Genomic DNA, 23,917 nt, shown 5'->3' with positions numbered 1-23,917 from the left:
GACCGACAGGATCTCGCGACATGGAAGCCTTCGGTCTCCTGCTCCACGGCTTTGCCGTCCTGCTGACGTGGAAGACGCTGCTGTTGATGATGGTTGGCCTCGTGCTTGGCATCTTCGTCGGCGTATTGCCCGGGCTCGGCGGCCCCAATGGCGTTGCGATCCTGCTGCCGCTGACCTTCACGATGGATCCGACCTCGGCCATCGTGATGCTGTCCTGCATCTACTGGGGCGCGCTGTTCGGCGGCGCCATCACCTCGATCCTGTTCAACATCCCCGGCGAAGCCTGGTCGGTCGCGACCACCTTCGACGGCTATCCGATGGCGCAGCAGGGCAGGGCGGCGGAAGCGCTGACCGCCGCGTTCACCTCGTCCTTCATCGGCTCGCTGGTCGCGGTGCTCTTGATCACCTTCCTGGCGCCGATGATCTCGTCATTCGCGCTGAAGTTCGGCCCGCCGGAATTCTTCGCGGTCTATCTCCTGACCTTCTGCTCTTTCGTCGGCCTCGGCCGCGAAGCCAAGCACAAGACGGTGATTTCGATGTCGCTCGGGCTGCTGCTCGCCGGCGTCGGCATGGATACGGTGTCCGGGCAGCTGCGCATGACGTTCGGCTCCGCGGAGCTGTTGCGTGGCATCAACTTCCTGGTCGCTGTCATCGGCCTGTTCGGCATCAGCGAGATCCTGCTCACGATGGAGGAGCGCCTGGCGCTGCGCGGGCATGCCGCCGGGATTTCCCTGCGCGTCGTACTTTCGGTGTGGAAGGACCTGCCGAAATACTGGGTCACGCTGCTGCGCTCGTCGGTGATCGGCTGCTGGCTCGGCATCACGCCGGGCGGCGCGATCGCAGCCTCGTTCATGGGCTACAACCTCGCCAAGCGCTTTTCCAAGGATCAGGAAAGTTTTGGCAAGGGCCGCATCGAGGGCGTGTTCGCGCCGGAGACCGCCGCGCATGCCTCGGGCACCTCGGCTTTGCTGCCGATGCTCGCGCTCGGCATTCCCGGCTCGGGCACTGCCGCGATCCTGCTCGGCGGCCTGATGGTGTGGGGCCTCAACCCGGGTCCGCTATTGTTCGTCGAGCACAAGGATTTCGTCTGGGGCCTGATCGCCTCGATGTATCTCGGCAACGTCGTCGGCCTCGTGCTGGTGCTGACCACGGTGCCGATCTTCGCCTCGATCCTGCGCGTGCCGTTCGCGGCGGTGGCGCCGATGATCGTGGTGTCCTGCGCGATCGGCGCCTACGCGATCCAGAATGCGATGTTCGATATCTGGCTGATGCTGGGCTTCGGCGTCGTCGGCTACGTCTTCAAGAAGATCGGGATTCCGCTTGCGCCGTTCACGCTCGCTCTGGTGCTCGGCAGCCGCGCCGAGGACGCGTTCCGGCTCTCGATGATCGGCTCCGGCGGCGACATGAAGGTGTTCTGGTCGAACGGCCTCGTCGGCAGCATCACGACGCTCGCGATCGTGCTGCTGTTCTGGCCGGTGATCGACAAGGCGATCGCAGGCTTGGGCCGAATGTTGCGGCCTGCGCGGGCGTAGGCGATTCGAAGCTGATGAGCGGCGAATCGCCTCTGTATTGAAGTACCGTCAGACCACCTTGCGCTGGCGGAGCTCGGCGATCTCGTCCTTGCCGAAGCCGAACTCGGCCAGCAGTTCGTCGGTCTGCTCGCCGAATTCCGGCGGGCGCGCCGCCATCTTGCTCGGCGTCCGCGACAGCGTCACGGGCTGGCTGACCAGCTGGATGTGCCGGTTCTCGTCATTGGGCACGTGCTGCGCCATGCCGAGATGCTTGACCTGGGCATCCTCGAACATCTGGTCGATCGAGTAGATCGGCCCGCACGGCACGCCGGCGGCGTTCAGTTCCTCAACCCAGGTGTCGGTCGACTTCTTCTCGGTCAACACGTTGATCCTGGCATTGAGCGCGTCGCGGTTCTTCGAGCGCGCCGGTGCGGTCGCGTAGTCGGGGTCGGTGATCAGCTCGGGTGCGCCGATCGCCTGGGCGCAGCGCTCCCAGATCCGGCCGCCGGTCGTGGCGATGTTGATGTAGCCGTCGGAGGTCTTGAACACGCCGGTCGGGATCGAGGTCGGATGATTGTTGCCGGCCTGCTTGGCAACTTCCTTTTCCATCAGCCAGCGCGCCGCCTGGAAATCCAGCATGAAGATCTGCGCCTGCAGCAGCGAGGTCTGCACCCACTGCCCCTGGCCGGACACGTCGCGTTCCAAAAGCGCGGTGAGGATGCCGAGTGCGCAGAACAGGCCCGCGGTGAGGTCGGCGACGGGGATGCCGACCCGCATCGGTCCTTCGCCGGGCGCGCCGGTCACCGACATCAGGCCGCCCATGCCCTGCGCGATCTGATCGAAGCCCGGGCGCTTGTGATAGGGGCCGTCCTGGCCGAAGCCGGAGATGCTGCCATAGACGATCTTCGGATTGATCTTGCGGATGCTCTCATAGTCGATGCCGAGCTTGGCCTTGACGTCCGGCCGGAAGTTCTCGACCACGACGTCGGCCTGCTCGGCCAGCCGCTTGAACACTTCGAGCCCCTTGGGGTCCTTCAGGTTCAGCGTCATGGCGCGCTTGTTGCGATGCAGGTTCTGGAAATCGGAGCCGCCACGCGGGCCGCCCGGCTGCTCACCGCCGCCGTCCTCCAGAAGCGCGTCGATCTTGATGACGTTGGCACCCCAGTCGGCGAGCTGGCGCACGCAGGTCGGCCCAGACCGGACCCGGGTCAAATCCAGCACGGTGAAGCGGGACAGGGCTTGGGATGCGCGGGGAAAGGGCATTGAGACACCTCTTGTTTGGCGGGCCGCTCTGGGGCTTAAGCCCATCTGCCTTAGACAATTTGGCTGACCTTTCCAACCGTTACCCGGACAACAAACCGGGACCGGAAACAAACAGGCATGGTTCCGCTGTGATCCGCCATCGTCTTGGCCGTGGTTAAGACCGGCCCACGCCGGCCTCGCGGTCCGCCAACCCTCGACAATCGCGCCGCCGGCTGCTAGCCCGTCGCCGTGCCGAATGGCTTTTGCCCTTATGGAAGAGGCACTTGAGGCGCAACGAGGAGATGGACCGAAAGCGGGCATGGCGGTGAAAAAGGGTCCATCCCATCTGCTCGGTAACTCGGCATGGAACGCGACGGCCTTCGCGGTCGCGGTGCTGCTCAATCTTGCGATTCTTCCGTTCGTGATCTTCCGGCTCGGTCTCGCCGCGTTCGGTGTCGCGGGCCTGGTGACGGCCTGCGTCGCGCCGGCGCTGATGTTCAGCAATGCACTTGGCCTGTCGACGACGCGCGAACTCGCGCAAAGGTTGGAACCGTCCGATCGCGACGAGGCGCGACGGTTTTTCGGGACCGCCCTTGCGCTCGCCATCGTCGCGGGCTGCCTGATCGCGGCCTTGCTCGGCCTTGCAGGCGCGCCGCTCGCACGACTGGCGTTTCACCTCGGTGGCCCGGCCGCTGACGACCTTCGGCTTGCCTTCGCATTGGCCGGCGCCGGCTGGCTATGCCAGTGCGTGTTCGCGATCTTCCTCTCGCTGTTCACGGCGCGCCAGGACTATCGGCGGATCGCGTCGATCGGCATCACCGGCACGGTGGTGACGACGATGTCGATGCTGCTGCTGATCCCGCATGCGCCGCGCGCCTCGACCTTCCTCGGCTGCCAGGCGCTCGGTTTCGCGACCAATCTCCTGATGGGCATCGCCTGGTCGCGGCACGCGATCCGTGACTGGCTGGCACGGCCGGCACTCGATCGCGGTGCGCTGCATGCGCTGGTGAAACTTGGCGGCTGGCAGATGGCTGCGCAAAGCGGTGCGCTGTTCGCCGGCCAGGCCGACCGCTATCTGCTCGGCGCGCTGTTGCAGCCGCAATTCGTCGGCTTCTACAGCGTCGCGCAGCGGCTCGAGGAGGCGGTCTATATCGGTGTGCTGAAGATCGGCGAGATCCTGTTCCCGTTCTTCAGCACGCTGCAGAACGAGGATGACGACCGCAAGGTCGACCTGCTGCTTCGCTCGTCCTGGATTCTGAACGTGCTGGCCGCGAGCGCGCTGGGCGGCCTGATCCCGGTCGCCGGCGCGCTGCTGTATCGCTGGACCGGCGCCGAGGTCGCCGCCGAGGCGCAGCTCGTGCTGGTCGTGCTCTCGATCAGCGGAATCTTGGGGTCGAGCGCCAACGTGTTCGCGTTCTATCTGCTGTCGCAGGGGCGCTCCAGCTCCAACGCGCTGATCTCGCTCGTCACCGGCATCTTCACGCTGGCGACCAGCGCCATTGCGCTGCCGTATATCGGCTGGCACGCGGCCGGTTGGAGCTCCTGCGTCGGGATGGTCGCGCAGATGGTGATCACGGTGCTGCTGTTGCGCCGGACCTTCAGGCTTTCCGCGATGTGGTCGCGGATGCTGCACTTCGTCCTGATCCCGCTCGGCACGGGCATCGCCGTTGCGTTGGCGCTGCGCTCGCAGCTTGGCCACACCTCATTCGACCACGCGCCGTCATGGTGGTATGTGGTGTCGCTCTACGGCGTGTCGGCGGCGGTGATCTTTGTTGCCGCCGTTGCAATGTCGCAGCTCGGTCCCTATCGCGCCGTGTGCTGGCGCGATCTCCGCGTCATCATCACCCGCTTCTTGCCCTTCAAGGCCGCCTAGACATGTGTGGTATCGCAGGCATCGTCAATCTGCGCGGCGCCCCGGTGCAGCCGGCCGACATCTCGCGGCTCACCAATCTGATCGCGCATCGCGGTCCGTTCGGTGAGGGCACCTGGTTCAACGCCAAGCGAAACGTCGCCTTCGGCCACCGCCGGCTCGCCATCATCGATCCCGGCGAGGGCGGCTATCAGCCGATGGCATCAGGCGATGGCCGCCATGTGATCGTCTACAATGGCGAGATCTACAACTTCCTCGAATTGCGCCGCGAGCTCGAGGCGAAGGGCGCAGTTTTCCGCAGCCAGTCCGATACCGAGGTGATCCTTGCCGCCTGGCAGGCGTGGGGCGAGGACATGCTGCTGCGCTTCAACGGCATGTGGGCGCTGGCGATCTACGATACGGTCACGGATGATCTGTTCCTTGCGCGCGACCGCTTCGGCATCAAGCCGATGCTGTACGCGTTGTCGTCGGAACGGTTCGTGTTCGCGTCCGAGCAGCGGGCGCTGGCGCGGAGCGGGCTCATCGAGACGTCGCTCGACGTCGACGTCGCGCGGCGGCTGTTGCTTGACCCGTTCGGGATCGAAGGCAGCGAGCGGACTTTGTTCGCGCAACTGCGCCGCCTGCAAGGCGGCCATTGCATGTGGCTGCGCCAGGGGCGCATCGAGCTGCGGCGCTGGTGGCGGACCGTGGATCATTTGCCCGCGATCCCGGATACCGAAGCGGAACGCGTGGATCGCTTTCGCGAGCTGTTTCAGGATTCCGTCGCCTTGCGCATGCGCAGCGACGTTCCGATCGGGACCTGCCTGTCCGGCGGCTTTGATTCGTCCGCGGTGATCTGCGCGATGGCGAGCCACGAGAAGGCCGGCATGGGACCGCGTGACTCGACCGCCTGGCGGCATGCCTTTGTCGCGACCTTTCCCGGCGCCAGCAATGACGAGCGGCCGATGGCCGAGCAGGCGGCCGCGTGGGCCGATGTGACGCCGAGCTTTCTCGAGATCGGTCGCGCCGACGCGCTCACCGATCTTGACCGGATCCTCGACGACAATGACGACGTCTATATCGGGTTGCCGAGCGCGCCGTGGCTGATCTATCGCGAACTCCGGCGCCAGAACGTCACCGTGTCGCTTGACGGCCACGGGGCGGACGAGCTGATGGGCGCCTACATGCAGGAGGGGCAGTCGGCCGCATTCCGGATCCGGAACGCAGCAGCCGCGCTCGCGTCACGATCGCAGCTCGCGCAACGCGGCATCGACGTGTTGCGGGCGCAGATGATCCGGCGCCAGGGGCACTATTTCCTGCGCGGCGGCCTGACGGCGATGCCCGCGCCGTTGCCGCTGGTCGCCGAGGATGACCAACTGCCTGATGCGTGGGGCGCATTGAACCGGCGTCTCTACCGCATGTTCCACTCGACCACGCTGCCCACCATCCTGCGCAATTTCGACCGGCTCTCGATGGCGCACGGGATCGAGGTGCGCATGCCGTTCATGGACTGGCGGCTGGTGACCTATACGATGGCGCTGCCGGAAACGAGCAAGGCGGCGGACGGCATCACCAAGGTGGTGGCGCGGCAGGCGATGGCGAACCTGATGCCCGAAAGCATCCGCACCGCGCGCCGCAAGGTCGGATTCAACTCGCCGATGCCGGAATGGTTGAACGGACCGTTGGCCGGCTGGACCGCGGCGCTGCTGGACCGGAGTGTCCCGGCATTTGCCGAGTTCGTCGATGAAGCGCCGCTTCGAAAGGTGGTCGGTCGCCTGACGGCGCAGCAAAGCTGGGATTGGGAATCCGTCGGCCGGATCTGGCCATACCTGAACATGAAATGGATGTTGGCAAGGTCCGCATAACCGATGCGTCTGTTCCAGAATAGCGGTCTCTATCCGTCCTATCTGCCGCGGCTCAATCAGCTCGCGGCAAAAGCGTCGAGCTTCGCGGCGCGCCGCGACGTGTTCCTGCACGATCGCTTTGGCGCGGCGCATTTCCTTGCGCCCGTGCTCGATGGTGCACCGGACGCCTTCTTCACCAATGGCGACGACGAAGTGCTGCAACGCCAATGGGCGCAAGAGCAAGGTATGACGGGGACGCCGACGCTCGAGGCCATTCTGCTGGCGCAGATCGAGCATCACCGGACCGACGTGTTCTACAATCTCGATCCCGTGCGCTATCCGAGTGCATTCGTGGCCAAGCTTCCCGGCTGTGTGAAGAAGACATTGTGCTGGCGGGCGGCGCCCTCCGGAAATGCCGATCTCACCGCTTATGGCGCGGTGCTCGGAAACTTCCCCTCGATCCTCGAGTCCTGGCGCGGCAAGGGCTGCCGCGCCGAGCTTTTCTTCCCGGCGATCGACCCTGTGATGGAGCAGTACGGTCACGGCGAGCGGCCGATCGACGTGGCGTTCGTCGGTGGCTATTCGCGGCATCACAGCGCGCGGGGCAGGACCCTCGAACAGGTTGCGGCTCTGGCCGCCGATCGCAAGATCGTATTTTGTCTCGATGCGTCGCGGCTGACACGGCTTGCCGAAAGCGCGGTCGGCCGGCTGCTGCCACTGCGCAAGCACCGCCGCCCCGATGTCATCGCGCGCATCGCGAGGCAGCCGCTGTTTGGCCGGGACCTCTACGAACTGTTCGGATCGGCGAAGATCGTGCTCAACGGCGCAATCGACATGGCCGGCAACGATCGCGGCAATATGCGCTGCTTCGAGGCGATGGGCTGCGGGGCGCTGCTGGTGTCTGACGCCGGCAACTATCCGGAGGCGATGCAGGACGGGGTCACGATGCGCACCTACGACGCCCCCGAGCGGGCTGCCGAGGCGATTTCGAGCAGCCTGCGGGATTGGCCCCAATGGGCCGGAATCGCAGCATCCGGCAGGAGGGGCGTGCAGGAGACCTACAGCAAGGCCGCGCAATGGGCGCAGTTTACCGATCTCGTCGCGCGGATTGAGCCGTGCTAGAGCGTTTTCGAGCGAAATGGGCGCCGGTTCGCGTGAAGAAAACGCGTCAAAATCAGAATCCAGAGCCCCGTTCCGATTCCATCGGAACGGAAAAGGCTCTAGACGGGTGCAAAGAGCCGGCCAGAGGGCGGGCGATCGGGCCGAGATAATGTCTGCAAGTGACTTGATCCATCAATTGAAATGGGCAGCCGACGGACTTGCCGTGCCGCTGTTCAGGATGCGGCCGCGGCCGTTCGGCCCGGGCTACCAGACGGTCAAGCGCGACACCATCACCGCGGCGATCGACGCGGGCCTGCTTCGGGCAGGAAAGCAGCTGCCGCCCGGCTACGGCGTCGCCATGGACGAACGCGTCGTGGAGTATCCGTGGGTCTATGGCCAGTTGAGCAATGTCGGCAAGATGCTGGACGCGGGATCGACCTTCAACCACGACTTCCTGCTGCAGCGTCCGCCGCTGCGCGGCGCCGATCTCACCATCATGACGCTGGCACCCGAGAAGCGCTGCTATTGGCGTGATGGCTACTCCTATGTGTTCGGCGATCTCCGGCAGACGATGTTCGGCGATCATGTGTTCGACACGGTCGCCAGCATTTCGACGATCGAGCATATCGGGCTCGACAATCAGATGCTGTACACGGGCGATCCGCGCGACGCGGAGACCGATCGGGACGGCTTCGTTCCGGCGGTGAAGGAGTTCAAGCGCATCCTCAAGCCCGGCGGGACCTGTCTGATCTCTGTGCCGTTCGGCAAGCGCGACAATCTCGGCTGGTATCAAGTGTTCGACCTTGCGATGATCGAGCGCATCATCGAGGCATTCGGTGCGGCATCTCATCATGTCGACTATTTCGGCTACTCGCGGCAGGGCTGGTCGAGCCAGAGCGCCGAGGCGCTCACTGACGCGACCGTTTTCGACATCCATACCGGCAAGGGGCAGGGCGATGACCTTGCGGCGTCGTCGCGCGCCGTGGCTTGCCTGCAGTTGACGGCATGAACCTCGATTACCTGATCCAGCGTCTGATGGGTCGCGCAACGTGCCGCTTGCAGCCGGACGCGGCGCTCGGCCGTTCTGCCAGGATCAGAAATATCCGCGGCGATTCCGACAAGATCGCCGTCGGCCGCAATAGCCGCATCCTGGGCGAGCTCCTGACCTTCGCACACGGTGGGGAGATCCGGATCGGCGAGTGGTGCTACGTCGGAGAGGGAACGCGGATCTGGTCGGCGGCCTCGATCGAGATCGGCAACCGTGTGCTGATCTCGCATTCGGCGAATGTTTTCGACAATCTCACGCATCCGCTGCGGGCGGCGGAACGTCACCGACAGGTTCAGCAGATTTTTACGCGCGGGCATCCGAGCGATATCTCGCTCGACGAGAGTCCGGTCAAACTCTGCGATGACGCCTGGATCGGCGCGGGCGCAATGGTCCTGCGCGGTGTGACGGTCGGGCAGGGCGCGATCGTTGCGGCCGGCGCGGTCGTGACCAGGGATGTTGCGCCGTTTTCGATCGTGGCGGGCAACCCGGCCGTGCTGGTGAGGGAGCTTGGCCCCGATGAGCGGTGAGCGCAAGTTTACCACCTGGGAGGATGCGGTGGTCTGGCTGCGCAATCAGCCGGATCAGCGCCAGCTGGTGCTCGATGCGTTCTACGACGATCCGCTGGCCGGTGCTGCCGAACGCTATTTCCAGAGCTCCGAATGGCAGGCGGTCGCGGCGCTGCTGGCCGGCCGTTCGGGCACCGCGCTCGACGTCGGAGCCGGTCGCGGCATTGCGAGTTACGCGCTGGCCCGAAGCGGCTTTGCGGTGACGGCGCTCGAACCGGATCCCAGCGCGATCGTGGGCGCGGCGGCGATTCGTGGGCTGGCGCAACAGACGCAATTGCCGATCCAGGTGGTCGAAGAATTCTCCGAACGGCTGCCGTTCGCCGATGCATCGTTCGATCTGGTCTTCGCCCGCGCGGTGCTGCACCATACGCGCGACCTCGAGGGGGCATGCCGGGAGATGTTTCGCGTGCTGCGGCCAGGGGGCATGCTGATCGCGGCGCGCGAGCATGTCATCAGCAAGGAGGCGGATCTTCCGCAGTTCCTTGCGCAGCACCCGTTGCACCATCTTTACGGCGGCGAACATGCCTTCCTGCTCGATCGTTACACCGGCGCGTTGGCCAAAGCGGGATTTGCCGCGATCGACACGCTGGCGCCGTTCGAGAGCCCGATCAATCTGTTTCCCTATACGCCGGAGACCTTGCGCGCGGCGATCGTGACGCGGTTGACGCAAAAGATTCCGGTGGCGCCGTTGTGGCGAACCGCGCTTGGATCACGCCGGGTGTTCGTCTCGCTGCTGTCGATGGCCGAACGCTTCGACAATCGACCGGGACGGCTCTACTCCTTTGTCTGTCACAAGGCCTGAGCGATGATCGTCTGGGTTACAGGCGCGAACGGGTTCATCGGCCGCCATCTCGTGCATGAGTTGGCGGGAGCGGGCCATGCGGTGCACGGCGTCGGACACGGAGCGCTGGACGCAACCGAAGCCCGGCGGCTTGGTCTGCGGAGCTGGATCAACGGCGAAATCGACGCCGCCAATCTCAATGCGCTGGCGGCGGCGCACGGAGTGCCGATGCATCTGTTTCATCTGGCCGGCGGATCGTCGGTCGGCGTCTCGATCGAGCGGCCGTTCGAGGATTTCTCGCGGACCGTCGCAAGCACGGCGCGGCTGCTCGAATGGCTGCACGGATCCGCGCCTGACTGCGCCGTGATCGCGGCGTCGAGTGCGGCGGTCTACGGCGCCGACCATGTCGGTCCGATTGCGGAAACTGCCGTCGCAACTCCGATGTCGCCCTATGGGCAGCACAAGCACATGATGGAGCAATTGTGCCGGAGCTACGCGCAGTCCTTTGGCATCCGCAGCACGATCGTGCGGCTGTTCTCGGTCTATGGACCCAATTTGCGCAAGCAGCTGCTGTGGGACATCTGTTCGCGGCTGGCGGCCGAGGAGCCGGTGCTCACACTCGGCGGAACCGGCAAGGAAATCCGCGACTGGACCGACGTTCGCGATGTCGCGAGGCTGCTCGCAAGCGTCGCGGAATTGTCGTCGCCGGAGAGCTTCCGCGTCATCAATGGCGGTTCGGGCCGCGGAACGAGCGTTGCCGACATCGCAGCCGGCCTTGTCAGGCAGTGGGGCGGCAACACGGTTGTGCAACATTCGGGACTGAGCCGGCCCGGTGATCCCGTGAGCCTGTTGGCCGACGATGCAATGCTGCGCCAGATCGGATTCGATTGGCGCATTCCGCTCGATCAGGGCCTGGCCGATTACGTCGCCTGGTTCAAGGGGCAGGTTTCGTGACGGCCCGCCCGTTGCGGTTCGCGTTCACACACATTTCGCGGCGGCTTTGGGCCGGCGGCTACAATTATCAGCGCAATCTGTTCGCGGCGCTCGCCCGGTTTCTGCCTGGCGAACTGGTTCCGGTCGTGCTTGCCGGGACCAAGGCCGAAGAGAATGAGCTCGCCGAGCTTGCCGCGATACCCGGTGTCGAGGTCGTCAGGTCGGAAGCATTTGATGGCCAACCGGGTTTAGCGGCGGCGCTTGCGCTTGGTGTGGACGGGGGAGCCGCGGCGGCGTTTCGCTCCGCGCGCGTCGATGTCGTTGTCGAAGCCGCGCGCTTCTTCGGCTGGCGGCTGCCGATCCCTGCGGTGGCGTGGATTCCGGATCTGCAACACCGTTCGCTGCCTCAGCTGTTTCCGAGGGCGGCCCGCTGGCGCCGCGAGATCGGCTTTCGCGTCCAGATTGCGTCGGGGCGAACCATCATGCTGAGCAGCGAGAGCGCCTTCCGCGATTTCAGGACCTGCTATCCGCGTGCCGGAAACCGCGTCAAGGTCGTGCGCTTCGCGACCCAGCCGGCGGCCGCGTTCCTCAACACCGACCCGTCGGAAGTCATCGCGACGTACAAGCTGCCGGCGAACTATTTTTACCTGCCCAATCAGTTCTACCGCCACAAGAACCACCAGCTGGTCGTCGACGCCCTGACGATCCTGAAGGGGCGCGGGGTCGACGTGGTGGTTGCTGCATCGGGCAGCACGGAAGACCGGCGTGAACCCGGCTACTATGACCTGGTCAATTCCGAGATCCAACAACGCGGCCTCGAAACGCACTTCCGTCACCTCGGCGTCATTCCGCTGCCGCACGTCTACGCGCTGCTGCGGGCTTCAATCGCATTGCTCAACCCATCGCGTTTCGAGGGCTGGAGCACGACGGTTGAAGAGGCGAAATCGTTCGGTGTCCCGATGATCCTGTCTGATATCGACGTGCACCGCGAGCAAACCTCGGGCGCAGCGCGCTATTTCGCCGTCGATGATCCGGCCGCGCTGGCCGACCATTTGATGCAAGCCGCACGCGAGGCGCAGGGGCCCATCGTTCGACATGTCATCCCGCATCAGGACGGCCACGTCAGGGCGTTCGCGGCGAATTTCGCGGCTACCATGCGACAGGCCGCCGGTCAGGATGAGCCTGCGGAAGTTGGAAGCAAGCGTTAAACGAAGCGCCGGCCTCAGGTCGCGTTCGGGACCAGTTCGAAGTCGGAGTCGGGGCTTTCGTAGGCCCTCAGCATGGCCTTCGCGATTTGCGCCGGGTTGTGCCATCGCTCGACATAACGCCGCGACGCCTGGCCGCGCGCAACCCATTCGGATCGGCGATCGAGAATGGCGGCAATGTCCTCGACCAGGTTTCCCGGGTTGAGCCTGTAAAGCGGCAGCTCGCGCCTGATGGCATCCGGGACGAACATCATGTCCTCCTCCCTGATGTAACAGGCGACCGGCTTTCCCATCGCCATCATCTCGACCGCGAAGCCTCCGTACCAGCCTGCCAGTACCTGGTCGATTGCGAGGTCGGCCGAGCGATAGATCTCCAGTGCCTGCCCGTGACTGGTCTTTTCGACCAGGACGAGCTCGAAGTCGTACCGCGACCGCAATTGCTCGAGCGCGTTCATGATCATCGGCGTGCCCTTGATCCGCCCGGCGGTCGGGGCATGAACGATCCTCGGCCGTCCGTGTCCGGAGGGCGGCGCAACGTCGAATTTCTCGATCTCGACGTTTGCGTACGGCAGAAAGCGACCGTTCGGTACGACGTGTCCGAGCTCCGGATTGAGATAGAAGACCCGATCGAACAGCGGCAGGACCTTCTCGATCAGGAAATGGCGTCGATGATCGAGCGCGTCCAGGCATCGCTGATACAGCTCGCAATGCTGCGGCGCGCACATCGTCCATTCGTTGCGCTTGTTGCCCTCTTGCGCCAGCCGGACGTCGCAGCCTTGCAGCGTCATGAACAGCTTCTTGTTGACGAGGCGCGCGGCGTGCAGGTCTGCTGCCGCCAGCCGGTTGATGGTGTCCGTCAGCAGCGACACCCTGGAGAGCAGCGATCCCGGCGCAGACAACGGAAAGCCCGGCGACAGGAAGGTCTGTCCGAAATAGAAATGAAGGACGTCGTAGCGCCATTGCTTGGCCAGGCCGAACGCCGTGCTGCGGATGGCCGTCTCAAGAAATCCGGCGTTCTTTGCCGATAGCACCCGATCCGCTGCGTAACCGAGCCATGTGTCGTTTCGAACGACGACGTCGCTGGATGCTCCGAGCTGCCGTTCGGCGCGGGATAGCACCCAGGGCTGATTCCCAACGTTGACTGGTCCGTGCAGGATTTTCATGCGCGCGTGTTCGCGAACTCACCGACTTGCCGCATCAGGCTCGACCGCAGATCCTCGGGAAGATCCGCAGTTTCACAATAGAGCCGCCCGAGCCGCGCCGCGACGGCCTGCAGGCTGTAATGTGCTTCCACATAGCGGCGTCCGGCCTTGCCGATGGCATTGAGGTCGAGTTCGCCCCGCAAGCATCGCTTCAGCACATCATAGATCTCGTCGGGACGCGTGTTGATGATCGGGCAGGTGGCCGGATCGATCATCATCTGGTCGTTACGCAGGAAGCACAGGACCGGCTTGGCCATGGCCATCGCCTCGAGCGCGGTGTAGCCGTGGAAGCCCGCGACGAACTGATCCGCAACGACGTGCGCCGCGCCGAAGAGCTCGATGACCTTCTTGTTGGGGACGCCCTGCACGGACACCAGCTCGATCGTCTCGCCTTCCTTGACCAGCCGGTCGATCGCATCGATCAGGAGCCGGGTTCCCTTGAAATGTCCGTGGTTCGGCGCATGCGCGACTTTCAAGATGTCGCCCGGCCGGTAGACCGGAGGACTGGCGATCAATCTGGTCGCGTCAATCGGCCAGTAATGCATGTCGCGGCTGCCGGGCACGTAGGCCACCATGTCGCCCATCGCGAGCTGCGCAGTCGCGCGCCCCTTCAGACGATCGATCGACGACGCATGCATCTCGTCCGTGCAGACGCAGAACTTGCCTGGTGACGGGCATTCCTCGCACAGGTTTGGCTGACCGAGCTTCAGCGTGAGGTCTCGCGCCCTGACATCGGCACCATAGGCGTAGGTGTACAGCCGCTTCCCCGACTTGGCGAGCAGGTCGAGTTCCTCGGGGTGGATACCGTAGCGCCCGTCGCTCAGCATCAAGCCGCGGTCGTAGAAGTAATTGAAGATGTCGAAGCGCAGCATCGCCCAAGCAAGCACGAGGCGGCGAAACAGGCCGAGGGCCCCTTTGCTGCGTGTCAGGCGAAGGAAGCCCTCGAACAGGATGAGATTGATGTCGAACGACCGCGTCACGTAGTAGGTGTTGAACACGAGCGAGGAGGAATGAAATCCCAGCATGCGGTCGCATCGCGCAAGCAGCGGCAAAGTGAGGATTGGCGTCGAGGCCCAGAGGGTGCGCACCTTGCCCCTGGCAAGGCGCCTCTCGGTCGCGCGCCGCGCTTTTGCAATCAGCGTGCGCGTGGCGAAATCTGCGATAGCCGACCGCATCGTCCAGTCAGGTTTAGCGACGTCGCCGGCCTGAAGCGCGGCCTCCGTTGGGGCTGTCGATCTGAACAGGTCCAATTGTCTCACTCGTGGTGTTCGGCGGCGCCACATCTAGCACACATTTGCGCTGAGGCGACTGCTGAACGGGGCGTCGCTCGGTCTATTGGAGGCCGCTCCGCCGAGCTCAGGTTCCTTGTCCGTGGAAAGCAGCCGGCTCGCTCGATAATGACTTCGGCGAGAGACCGCGGCTGCTCCGTCATCATCTCTCGCCCGGCAACATCCCGACTGGATCGGCGTCGAAACATTGACGTTCAATGCATGAACGGGCTAAGAGGGCGGCACCTGGTATCATTGCGCACATCATCCGAGGCGGCGGTCATATCGAGCCGCGTGATCGAACCAATCTGGATAGGCATTTCGTGTGCGGCATATTCGGCCTCGTAGATAAGACCGGATCCGTCGATGCCCGCCGGGTGGACCAGTTGACTGATCTCGTGGCTCACCGTGGACCGGATGGGCGCGGAGTGAGGGTCAACGGCAATGTCGGGCTCGGGCACCGCCGGCTGGCGATCATCGATCTGACCGACGACGGTGCGCAGCCGATGCGCGATCGGCGCTTCCCGGTCTGGATCACCTACAACGGCGAGATCTACAATTATCTCGAGCTCCGCACCGAGCTCGAGTCGCTCGGCTACGCCTTCTTCACCGCCTCGGACACTGAGGTGCTGCTCGCGGCCTATATCTGCTGGGGCACGAAATGCCTCGAGCGCTTCAACGGCATGTGGTCGTTTGCGATCCACGACGAGCGCGACAATACACTGTTCTGTGCCCGCGATCGGTTCGGCGTCAAGCCGTTCTACTATGTCGACACCGCCACTCAGTTCGCGTTCGGCTCGGAAATCCGGCAACTGCTTCCGTTGATCGAGCGCCCGGTCGCGGATGACGATCTGGTCAACGATTTCCTTGTGTGCGGCCTGACCGATCATACCAGTCGAACCTTCTTCAAGGGCATCGACAAGCTGCCGCCCGGACATTGGATGCGCCTCGACATAGCGACGGGCAAGTCCGAGATCGAACGCTACTATTCGCTCGCGCCGCGCCAGCCTGCAACCGATGAAAAAAGTTCAGCCGGATTGCTGCGGGAGCTCCTGGACGACGCGATACGTCTGCGCCTCCGCTCCGACGTTCGCGTCGGAACCTGCCTGTCCGGCGGACTGGACAGTTCGAGCGTCGCGACGCTCGCGGCGAGACGGTATGCGCAAGGCTCCAACGAGCGCTTCTTTGCCATCACCGCGGTGAGTGAGCAGGAGAGCAACAATGAAGAAGCCTATGCGGCTGAAGTGGCGGCGAAATCGGAACTGAACTGGTTGCGCACGAAGCCCGGCTATGAAGACTTCGCGTCGACCGCGGAAGCCTTGCTGGAGGTCCAGGAGGAGCCATTCGCCGGCCCTTCGATCATGATGCAGCACGAGGTGATGAAGTCCGCGCGATCGAACGGCGTGATCGTGCTTCTCGACGGCCAGGGCGGTGATGAGACGCTGCTCGGGTATCATCGCTACTATGCCGCCTGGCTGCTCGACCATTTTCGCAGCGCCGGTGTGCGTGGATTTCTTCGGGCCTTCCGTGCCGCGACGCAAGCCGGTGTTTCGTACCGGCGATTGCTGATGTACTTGTTCGGGGCGAGCTCAGCGGGGCTGCGCGGAGCCTACTATCGCTGGCGCTATGCTTTCCTGAAGAATCCCGGCCTGCCGGAGCCGCTTCGCCGCTTCGCGCGGGCCACCAAAGATGCGCAGGGCATGCAGTTTCTGGAGATCACGGAAACCAATCTGCCGATGCTGTTGCGGTTCGAAGACAAGAATTCCATGCGGTTTGGCATCGAAACGCGACTGCCGTTTCTCGATTATCGCTTCGTCGAATTTGCGCTGGCGCTTCCGACGCGCATCAAGCTGAACAAGGGCTGGGCGAAGTGGCCGCTGCGCATGGCCATGAATGATCTTCTGCCATCCCGCATCACCTGGCGAAAGGACAAGATCGGTTTTGCCGCACCGGATCAGCTATGGCTGACGCGGCATTCGGCCGCGATGTACGACCGGGTGATCGCCAGCGAGCTCTTGGCCCGCTATGTCGACATGCCGATGCTCAAGAAGAAATTTCACCGGCTCGATCTCGGAATGCGCTGGAGGCTCTATTGCGTTGCGCTCTGGGGTGAGCGATTCCAGGTCCAGGCGCCATGAAGGTTTCGCGTTCTCGCCTTGGCCTGGCCGTCGTCATTGCCGTCTTGTCGGTCTCTTCTTTGAGTTGATGGATGAATATCTGGCTGTTGCATCCCTTCGCCGGAGGGCCGGGCCTCGGCCGCCACTGGCGGCCGTTCTGGCTGGCCGACGCCTGGGGAAAAATGGGGCATCGCGTGGTGGTGGTCAGCGCGGGCTTCCATCATCTGCACAGGGAGCCGCGGGCTCCCGGGCCGAGCCGCATCAACGGCGTCGACTTCTGGTTTCTCGATACCCCGCGCTACGGCCAAGGCAGCGTCGGCAGGCTTCGGAACAATCTGTCGTTCGGGCCGCGCCTTCGCGAGGGTTCGGCCGCGATAGCCGGGCAGTTTGGCGCACCGGACCTTGTGATCGCCTCGAGCCCCCATCTGTTTTTCATTTCGGCGGCGCATCAGGTCGCGCAGCGATTTGGCGCCAGGTTCTGGGTCGAAATTCGTGATTTGTGGCCGGAGAGTATCATATCGCTCGGGATGACTCCGGCATGGCATCCGCTGATGAAGGCGCTCGGCTGGAAGGAGCGGGCGGCCTATCGCGTCGCGGAGCGTGTTGTATGCCTGTTGGCAGGGGCGGAGCCCCATATGCGTGCGCGCGGTTTGCCGGCCAGCCGGTTTCTGTGGATACCCAACGGGGTCTCCGACGCCGAAATTCAAAGCGCGCAAGATATTCAGAATCTCAATCACGAGTTCATCGATCGCATCAATGCAATGAAGCGGCTGGGCCGGCGGGTCGTGCTCTACGCAGGCGGTATGGGCCCGCCCAACGCCATGGAGGTCATCATCGATGCCGCCATGGCGCTGGGCAGGACGAATCCCGAGATCTACTTCGTCCTCATCGGCTCCGGCACGTCGCGGACCGAGCTGAAGCAGCGCGCGGCAGGGCTTGCGAATTTGGAATTCCAGGATGAGGTCGATCGATCGATCGTGCACGGGATGCTGCACGCATCCGATTGCGCGGTGGTATCCTTCCACAAGAACGCGCTCTATCACCATGGCATCAGTCCGAACAAGCTGTTCGACTACTGCCTGTTTGCAGCGCGCAGCGTCATTGCCTGCGAGGAGCGGGCGCTTGCCGGGCTCGAAGACCTGGTGACCTCGCGATGCGAGCCGGATGATCCTGCCGTGCTCGCCAAATCTCTTGTCGCCGCACTGGACGGCCCGACACGTCCACAGAGCGAACGGATCGCGGTGGCGCAGCGATATAGCTACTCCGTGCTCGCCGCGCGGTACCTGGCTCACCTAACTCCCTAGACTTGGCTCCCTAGACCTGGCTCAACCTGAGTAGGCCTCGACCACGTGATCCTGTGTGATCTGTGACCGTCTTGCCACAGGCGACGGAACAAAAATACGATACAAATCAGTGCGTTGACGCGTTCATCGCGTGAACAATTTTGCTTGACGTTCATTGTGTGAACGCGCTACCAGCCTCCCCCAGGGGAAAAGGCGAGATGGCGAGCATCCTACCGACAGGCGAGAACGACAGCGATCGGCTGGTGCTCGGTCTGCTCACCTCCGTTGAGGAGGATGGCGCGCGATCGCAGCGGCGCATCGCGGCCGAACTCGGCGTCGCGCTTGGCCTCGTCAACGCGTACCTGAAGCGCGCGGTCAAGAAGGGCTTCGTGAAGGTCGGACAAGCGCCGGCGCGCCGATATGCCTACTATCTGACGCCCCAGGGGTTCTCCGAAAAATCGCGGCTGACGGTGCAATTCCTTTCGTCGTCCTTCTCGCTGTTTCGCAAGGCGAAGGAGGAGTACGGCAGGATATTCGATCGTGCTCAGGCGCTCGGCTTCAGACGGGTCGTGCTCGCCGGCAAATCCGATCTGTGCGAAATCGCCATTTTGTGCGCGGTCGACGGGCCGGTTTCCATCGTCGCCATCGTTGATCCGGACGAGGCGGAAACGCGCTTCATCGGCGTCAAGGTCGTGCCGTCCTACGCAATGATCGATGAGCCGTTCGATGCGGTCGTCGTCACCCATCTCACCGCTGCCGCGAGTGCGTTCGACCAGGCCGTGAGCAGCTTCGGGCCGGAAAAGGTACTCGCGCCGGACCTGCTCGGACTGCGTCCTCCCCAACACAAGGGGGCGGTGTGATGGCGTCCAGCTGGTACGTGGTGCAGACCCAGGTCAATGCCGAGATCAAGGCGGCGATCAACCTCGGGCAGCAGGGGTACTCGGTCTATCTTCCGCGTTATCTGAAGCGTCGCAGTCATGCCCGGAAGGTGGAGACCGTGGCGCGGCCGCTGTTTCCGCGTTACCTCTTTGTCGCAATCGATCTCGCAGCCCAGCGCTGGCGCGCCATCCAGTCGACACTCGGTGTGTCGCATCTCGTCTGCGTCGGCGACCGGCCGGCGCTGGTCGAGGACCGCGTGATCGATGCATTGAAGGTCCGTGAGGACCGCAGCGGCTTCATCGAACTGGCGCGTCGGCCGGCCTTCTCGCCGGGCGATCAAGTGCGCATCGTCGATGGCGCGTTCGTTGACAGCCTTGCGCTCGTGGAAGATGTCAGCGATCACGACCGCGTCGCGGTTCTCTTGAATCTGCTGGGCCGGAAGGTGCGTGTGTTTGTCGGGGCGGATCTGCTCGCCGCGTCGTGAATTTGTCTGCCGCAGTTTGGCAGGCATTCGTTTAAGTGCGACTTGGGGAGGTTCGATTCACCCCAAGTGCGGTAGCTTGCCTGAAGCAAGCGTGATTTCGAAAGGGAGGTTTCATGTCGACCTATGCATTGATCGGCGCTGCTGGCTACATCGCGCCGCGGCATATGAGGGCAATGGCCGAGACCGGCGGCAAGCTCGCGGTGGCCTATGATCCCAACGACTCCGTGGGCATCATGGACAGCCATTTTCCGGATGCGGAATTCTTCACCGAGTTCGAGCTGTTTGACCGCTACGTCGATCAGTCGCGCAGGGTCGGCCGGACCATCGACTACGTCACCGTTTGCTCGCCGAATTATCTTCACGATGCGCACTGCCGATTTGCGCTTCGGTCGGGCGTTGATGTGATCTGCGAAAAGCCGCTGGTTCTCAATCCCGGCGACATCGACGAGCTGGCCGCCGTTGAGCGGGATACCGGCCGGCGCATCTCCACCATTCTGCAGCTGCGTCTGCATCCCGCGATCATCGCGCTCCGCGATCGCTTCGCCAACACGGGCAAGCGTCACAAGGTCGAGCTCACCTACATCACGTCGCGGGGCCGCTGGTATCACACCTCCTGGAAGGGCGCCGAACCCAAGTCCGGTGGCGTGGCCACCAATATCGGCGTGCATTTCTTCGACATGCTGAGCTTCGTGTTCGGGCCCGCCAGCCGCAACGAGGCACACCTGCGCGAGGCGGAGCGGGCGGCCGGCTCGCTCGAATGCGAGCGCGCGGATGTGAGCTGGTTCCTGTCGCTGGACCGCAACGATCTACCGGACGGCGTGAAGGGCAAGAAGACGACATATCGCTCCATCACCGTCGATGGTGAGGAGGTCGAATTCTCGGAAGGTTTCACGGATCTGCACACGCGAAGCTACGAGGAGATCATCGCAGGCCGCGGTTTCGGCCTGGACGAGGTTCGCCCCTCGATCGACATCGTGTCCACGTTCCGCACCGCGCCGATCGTCCGGAGCAACGGCGTCCACGCCTTTGCCCAGAAGGTGATGCACCGATGAGCGAGATGCGCGAGGATCCGCGCTTTCCCGGTGCCTCGATCCATCAGTCGAGCTACGTCGACGATGGTGCCGTGATCGGGCGCGGCACCAAGATCTGGCACTTCAGTCACATCCTGTCGCGCACGGTCGTCGGCGAGAACTGCTCGATCGGGCAGAACGTCATGATCGGTCCGAACGTCAAAGTCGGAAACGGCTGCAAGATCCAGAACAACGTCTCGATCTACGACGGCGTCGAACTGGCGGACGACGTGTTTTGCGGTCCGAGCTGTGTCTTCACCAACGTGAACAATCCGCGGGCCGACGTTTCGCGCAAGGATGAGTTTCGCAAGACGCCGATCGGGCGCGGCGCCAGCATCGGCGCCAATGCCACCATCGTCTGCGGGCATTCGCTCGGAGAATATTGCTTCATCGGCGCCGGCGCGGTGATCACAAAGGACGTTCCGAATTTCGCCCTGATGGCAGGCAATCCAGCCCGCCGGATCGGCTGGATGAGCAGGGCGGGTGAGCGATTGGGTGATGATCTCATTTGCCCACGCACCAACCGCCGTTATGAGCTACGCAACGAAACGCTTGTAGAAATCGAAGGCTGAAAAAATGGATATTCGCGGAAAGAAGTTCGTCGTCATCGGTGGGGCCGGGCTCATCGGGTCGCACGCAGTCGATCAGCTGACCAAGACCGACGTCGGCGAGATCGTGATTTACGACAACTTCGTGCGTGGCACGCATGAAAATCTCGCCGGCGCGCTGCGCGATCCCCGGGTCAAGATCTTCGAGGCCGGCGGCGACATCACGCAGACCGACATCCTCGATTCCGCCCTGAAGGGGGCTGACGGCGTTTTCCAGTTCGCCGCTCTGTGGCTGCTGCAGTGCCATGAATTCCCGCGCACGGCCTTTGAGGTCAACGTCAAGGGCATGTTCAACGTGCTCGACGGCTGCGTGCGCAACGGCGTCAAGCGCCTGGTCTGGTCGTCGTCGGCGTCGGTCTACGGCGACGCCGTCGAGGAACCGATGACGGAAGATCATCCCTTCAACAACAAGAACTTCTACGGCGCCACGAAGATCTGCGGCGAGGCGATGGCTCGCGCCTACCACTTCCGCTACGGCCTCGACTATGTCGGTCTTCGATACATGAACGTGTACGGGCCGCGTCAGGATTACCGCGGCGCCTATATCGCCGTGATCATGAAGATGCTCGATGCGATCGATAAGGGCCAGGGGCCGACGATCCTCGGCGATGGCTCCGAAGCGTTCGACTTCGTCGCCGTGGAGGATTGCGCGCGCGCCAACCTCTGCGCGATGGGGGCGGAGGCGACCGACCGTTTCTACAACGTCGGTACCGGCAAGCGCACGTCGTTGAAGGAGATCGCCGAGAAGCTGCTGAACCTCACCGGTTCGAATCAGCCGATCAATTATGCGCCGCGCAGCCAGGCGACGCTGGTCCGCAACCGCATCGGCTCGCCGAAGCTCGCGCAGCAGGACATCGGCTTCACCGCGGGCATCGATCTCGATGAAGGCCTGCGTCGGCTGATCGATTGGCGCAAGAGCCATATCGACGAGGTCGATCAGCGGCGCGCCAAGGCGCAGATATAGGCTCCAGGTTCAACCCAAACTGATCGGCCAGCATCCATGTGCGGCATAGCCGGAATTCTGCATCGCGACGGGCGCCCCGCTTCGATCACCACGTTGACGGCAATGACCGACATCATTGCCCATCGTGGCCCGGACGGGGAGGGCCACTACTGCAACGGCCCCGTCGGACTTGGTCATCGTCGGCTGTCGATCATCGATCTGACCGACGCGTCGCGCCAGCCAATGGAGACGCGCGACGGTCGGTTTGTGCTGACCTACAATGGCGAGATCTACAACTTCAAGGAATTGAAGGTTGAGCTTTCGGCCAGGGGCCACGTCTTCAATTCGTCCGGCGACAGCGAGGTCCTGCTGCATTCGTTCGCCGAATGGGGGCTTGGCGCGCTGCTCAGGTTCAATGGCATGTTTGCCTTTGGCATCTGGGACAATCAGGAACGCACGCTGACCCTTGCCCGGGATCGGTTCGGCGTGAAGCCGGTCTATTATGCCGAGGTCGGCCAGACGTTCATGTTCGCCTCGGAGCATAAGGCGTTTCGGGCGCTTCCCGAGTTCAAGCCGCGCATGGATGTGAGAGGGCTCTCGGAATACCTGAGCTTTCAGAATTTCTTTGGCGAGCGGACCCTGTTTGCCGGGGTGAAGCTCCTGCCTGCGGGATGCTATCTGCAGATATCGCCGGGCGGCAAGATAGCCGAGCCGGTGCAGTATTGGGACTTTCATTTCGAGGAGCCGGAGCACGACATCGACGAGAACGGCGCGATCGAGGAGCTCGATCGCCTGTTCAGGCAGGCGGTCAACCGGCAGCTGATCAGCGACGTCGAGGTGGGCTGCTATCTCTCGGGCGGAATGGATTCCGGTTCGATTGCCGCGCTGGCCTCTGGCCAGCTGCCGTTCATGCGCACCTTTACCGTAGGCTTCGATCTCAACTCGGCCTCGGGCGTCGAGCTCGGATACGACGAGCGGTCGAAGGCCGAGCATATGTCGTATCTGTTCAAGACCGAGCACTACGAGATGGTCCTGAAGGCCGGCGACATGGAGCGCGCGCTGCCGCGGCTCGCGTGGCATCTCGAAGAGCCCAGGGTCGGACAGTCCTACCCGAATTTCTATGCGGCGAAGCTCGCGTCCAAGTTCGGCAAGGTGGTTCTGACCGGGACCGGAGGCGACGAGCTGTTTGGCGGTTATCCCTGGCGCTACTACCGCGCGGTGGTGAACGACGATTTCGACCACTACATCGAGAAATACTTCGGTTTCTGGCAGCGCATGCTTCCGAGCGGGATCATGCCGAAGTTGCTGGCGCCGGTGTGGGAAGAGGCCAAGGAGACGTCCTCGATCGACATCTTCCGCGGCGTGTTCAAGGAGCACGCATCGGAGCTGCGCCGTCCCGAGGATTACGTCAATCACTCGCTCTACTTCGAGGCCAAGACGTTCCTGAACGGTCTGTTGGTGGTCGAGGACAAGCTCGCCATGGCGCATGGTCTCGAGAGCCGGGTGCCCTTCCTCGACAATGATCTCGTCGATTTCTCGATGCGCCTGCCCGCCAGGATGAAGCTCGGAAATCTCACGGAAGTCGTCGGCCTCAACGAAAACGAACCCGGCGGCAAGGCGCAGCGCTACTATGAGCGCACAAAGGACGGGAAGCTGATCCTTCGCAAGATGATGGGCCGCCACATCCCGAGCGAAGTGGCCGATCGCGAAAAGCAGGGATTCTCCGCGCCGGACGCCAGCTGGTTCAAGGGCGAGAGCATCGAGTACGTGAAGCGCCGGCTCTTCAGCAACAGCGCCCGCATCTACGATCTGATGGACGCCAAGACCGTTCGCGGCCTGGTCGATGACCATCTTGCGGGTCGCGAAAACAGGCGGCTGCTGATCTGGTCTCTGCTCAATCTCGAGCAGATCATGGAAAGCCATTTCTAGAACTTCGGGCGCACGGCTCAAGACAATGAATCATTTCCTTCCAGCCATCAGATC

The 23,917-nt window shown here is 63.5% G+C and carries 20 protein-coding genes; 17 read left to right on the top strand and 3 right to left on the bottom strand.

Annotated elements, in window-relative coordinates; genetic code table 11:
- The first annotated feature begins 20 nt into the window (after positions 1–20).
- Positions 21–1,532, top strand: a complete 1,512-nt coding sequence (locus BI327_RS06785) for a tripartite tricarboxylate transporter permease (RefSeq protein ID WP_076858927.1) — start codon at positions 21–23, stop codon at positions 1,530–1,532.
- 48 nt (positions 1,533–1,580) lie between these two features.
- Here BI327_RS06785 and BI327_RS06780 read toward each other — a convergent pair whose 3' ends face one another.
- Complete coding sequence (locus BI327_RS06780) at positions 1,581–2,774, bottom strand: CaiB/BaiF CoA transferase family protein (protein WP_076858926.1); 1,194 nt, start codon at positions 2,772–2,774, stop codon at positions 1,581–1,583.
- 298 nt (positions 2,775–3,072) lie between these two features.
- On the opposite strand from BI327_RS06780, the gene BI327_RS06775 reads away from it, so the two are divergent.
- The 8 genes from BI327_RS06775 (at position 3,073) to BI327_RS06740 (ending at position 12,083) form a co-directional block, all read left to right on the top strand.
- The gene (locus tag BI327_RS06775; protein WP_076858925.1) at positions 3,073–4,626 is read left to right on the top strand and encodes a lipopolysaccharide biosynthesis protein; all 1,554 of its coding nucleotides are present in this window, start codon (positions 3,073–3,075) and stop codon (positions 4,624–4,626) included.
- 2 nt (positions 4,627–4,628) lie between these two features.
- Positions 4,629–6,467 carry an asparagine synthase (glutamine-hydrolyzing) gene (gene asnB, locus BI327_RS06770; protein ID WP_076858924.1) on the top strand — a complete coding sequence of 613 codons (1,839 nt, stop codon included), beginning with the start codon at positions 4,629–4,631 and terminating at the stop codon, positions 6,465–6,467.
- A gap of 3 nt (positions 6,468–6,470) precedes the next feature.
- Positions 6,471–7,568, top strand: a complete 1,098-nt coding sequence (locus BI327_RS06765; RefSeq protein ID WP_076858923.1) for a glycosyltransferase family protein — start codon at positions 6,471–6,473, stop codon at positions 7,566–7,568.
- 148 nt (positions 7,569–7,716) lie between these two features.
- Positions 7,717–8,556, top strand: a complete 840-nt coding sequence (locus BI327_RS06760; protein ID WP_167386842.1) for a methyltransferase domain-containing protein — start codon at positions 7,717–7,719, stop codon at positions 8,554–8,556.
- On the top strand, positions 8,553–9,122 hold the full coding sequence (locus BI327_RS06755; protein ID WP_076858921.1) for an acyltransferase: 570 nt from the start codon (positions 8,553–8,555) through the stop codon (positions 9,120–9,122). Before BI327_RS06760 ends, BI327_RS06755 begins: the two co-directional genes overlap by 4 nt.
- Positions 9,112–9,963, top strand: coding sequence for a class I SAM-dependent methyltransferase (locus tag BI327_RS06750; RefSeq protein WP_076858920.1), 852 nt, complete (start codon positions 9,112–9,114; stop codon positions 9,961–9,963). Before BI327_RS06755 ends, BI327_RS06750 begins: the two co-directional genes overlap by 11 nt.
- A 3-nt stretch (positions 9,964–9,966) precedes the next feature.
- On the top strand, positions 9,967–10,896 hold the full coding sequence (locus tag BI327_RS06745) for an NAD-dependent epimerase/dehydratase family protein (RefSeq protein WP_076858919.1): 930 nt from the start codon (positions 9,967–9,969) through the stop codon (positions 10,894–10,896).
- Entirely contained in the window at positions 10,830–12,083 is a 1,254-nt protein-coding gene (locus BI327_RS06740; protein ID WP_245334727.1) for a glycosyltransferase family 4 protein, read from the top strand. The genes BI327_RS06745 and BI327_RS06740 overlap by 67 nt, the downstream gene beginning before the upstream one ends.
- Before the next feature lie 14 nt (positions 12,084–12,097).
- Here BI327_RS06740 and BI327_RS06735 read toward each other — a convergent pair whose 3' ends face one another.
- Positions 12,098–13,243: a glycosyltransferase gene (locus BI327_RS06735; RefSeq protein ID WP_143271548.1), complete on the bottom strand. Its 1,146-nt coding sequence runs from the start codon at positions 13,241–13,243 to the stop codon at positions 12,098–12,100.
- On the bottom strand, positions 13,240–14,457 hold the full coding sequence (locus BI327_RS06730; protein WP_076858916.1) for a glycosyltransferase: 1,218 nt from the start codon (positions 14,455–14,457) through the stop codon (positions 13,240–13,242). Before BI327_RS06730 ends, BI327_RS06735 begins: the two co-directional genes overlap by 4 nt.
- Before the next feature lie 311 nt (positions 14,458–14,768).
- Here BI327_RS06730 and asnB (BI327_RS06725) point away from each other — a divergent pair, with 311 nt between their 5' ends.
- The 8 genes from asnB (BI327_RS06725) to asnB (BI327_RS06690) all read left to right on the top strand — a co-directional run bounded on the left by asnB (BI327_RS06725) (position 14,769) and on the right by asnB (BI327_RS06690) (position 23,863).
- On the top strand, positions 14,769–16,688 hold the full coding sequence (gene asnB / locus BI327_RS06725; protein ID WP_083741944.1) for an asparagine synthase (glutamine-hydrolyzing): 1,920 nt from the start codon (positions 14,769–14,771) through the stop codon (positions 16,686–16,688).
- A gap of 71 nt (positions 16,689–16,759) precedes the next feature.
- Positions 16,760–17,971, top strand: coding sequence for a glycosyltransferase family 4 protein (locus tag BI327_RS06720; protein ID WP_076858914.1), 1,212 nt, complete (start codon positions 16,760–16,762; stop codon positions 17,969–17,971).
- A gap of 242 nt (positions 17,972–18,213) precedes the next feature.
- Positions 18,214–18,810, top strand: coding sequence for a winged helix-turn-helix transcriptional regulator (locus BI327_RS06715; protein ID WP_245334726.1), 597 nt, complete (start codon positions 18,214–18,216; stop codon positions 18,808–18,810).
- A gap of 20 nt (positions 18,811–18,830) precedes the next feature.
- Entirely contained in the window at positions 18,831–19,313 is a 483-nt protein-coding gene (gene nusG / locus BI327_RS06710; RefSeq protein ID WP_245334725.1) for a transcription termination/antitermination protein NusG, read from the top strand.
- Between the two features lie 113 nt (positions 19,314–19,426).
- The gene (locus tag BI327_RS06705; RefSeq protein ID WP_076858911.1) at positions 19,427–20,365 is read left to right on the top strand and encodes a Gfo/Idh/MocA family oxidoreductase; all 939 of its coding nucleotides are present in this window, start codon (positions 19,427–19,429) and stop codon (positions 20,363–20,365) included.
- Positions 20,362–20,955: an acyltransferase gene (locus BI327_RS06700; protein ID WP_083741943.1), complete on the top strand. Its 594-nt coding sequence runs from the start codon at positions 20,362–20,364 to the stop codon at positions 20,953–20,955. Before BI327_RS06705 ends, BI327_RS06700 begins: the two co-directional genes overlap by 4 nt.
- 4 nt (positions 20,956–20,959) lie before the next feature.
- Positions 20,960–21,955 (top strand): NAD-dependent epimerase/dehydratase family protein, encoded by a 996-nt coding sequence (locus BI327_RS06695; protein ID WP_076858910.1) that lies wholly within the window; start codon positions 20,960–20,962, stop codon positions 21,953–21,955.
- Between the two features lie 36 nt (positions 21,956–21,991).
- A complete protein-coding gene (gene asnB / locus BI327_RS06690; RefSeq protein WP_076858909.1) occupies positions 21,992–23,863 on the top strand; it encodes an asparagine synthase (glutamine-hydrolyzing) in 1,872 nt (623 codons plus the stop codon).
- Positions 23,864–23,917: the final 54 nt, after the last annotated feature.

It is taken from the genome of Bradyrhizobium mercantei (assembly GCF_001982635.1).
In the GTDB taxonomy this organism is placed as follows: domain Bacteria; phylum Pseudomonadota; class Alphaproteobacteria; order Rhizobiales; family Xanthobacteraceae; genus Bradyrhizobium; species Bradyrhizobium mercantei.
Note: the sequence above shows the minus strand (reverse complement) of the source record. Positions and strands in the feature narration are given on the sequence as shown.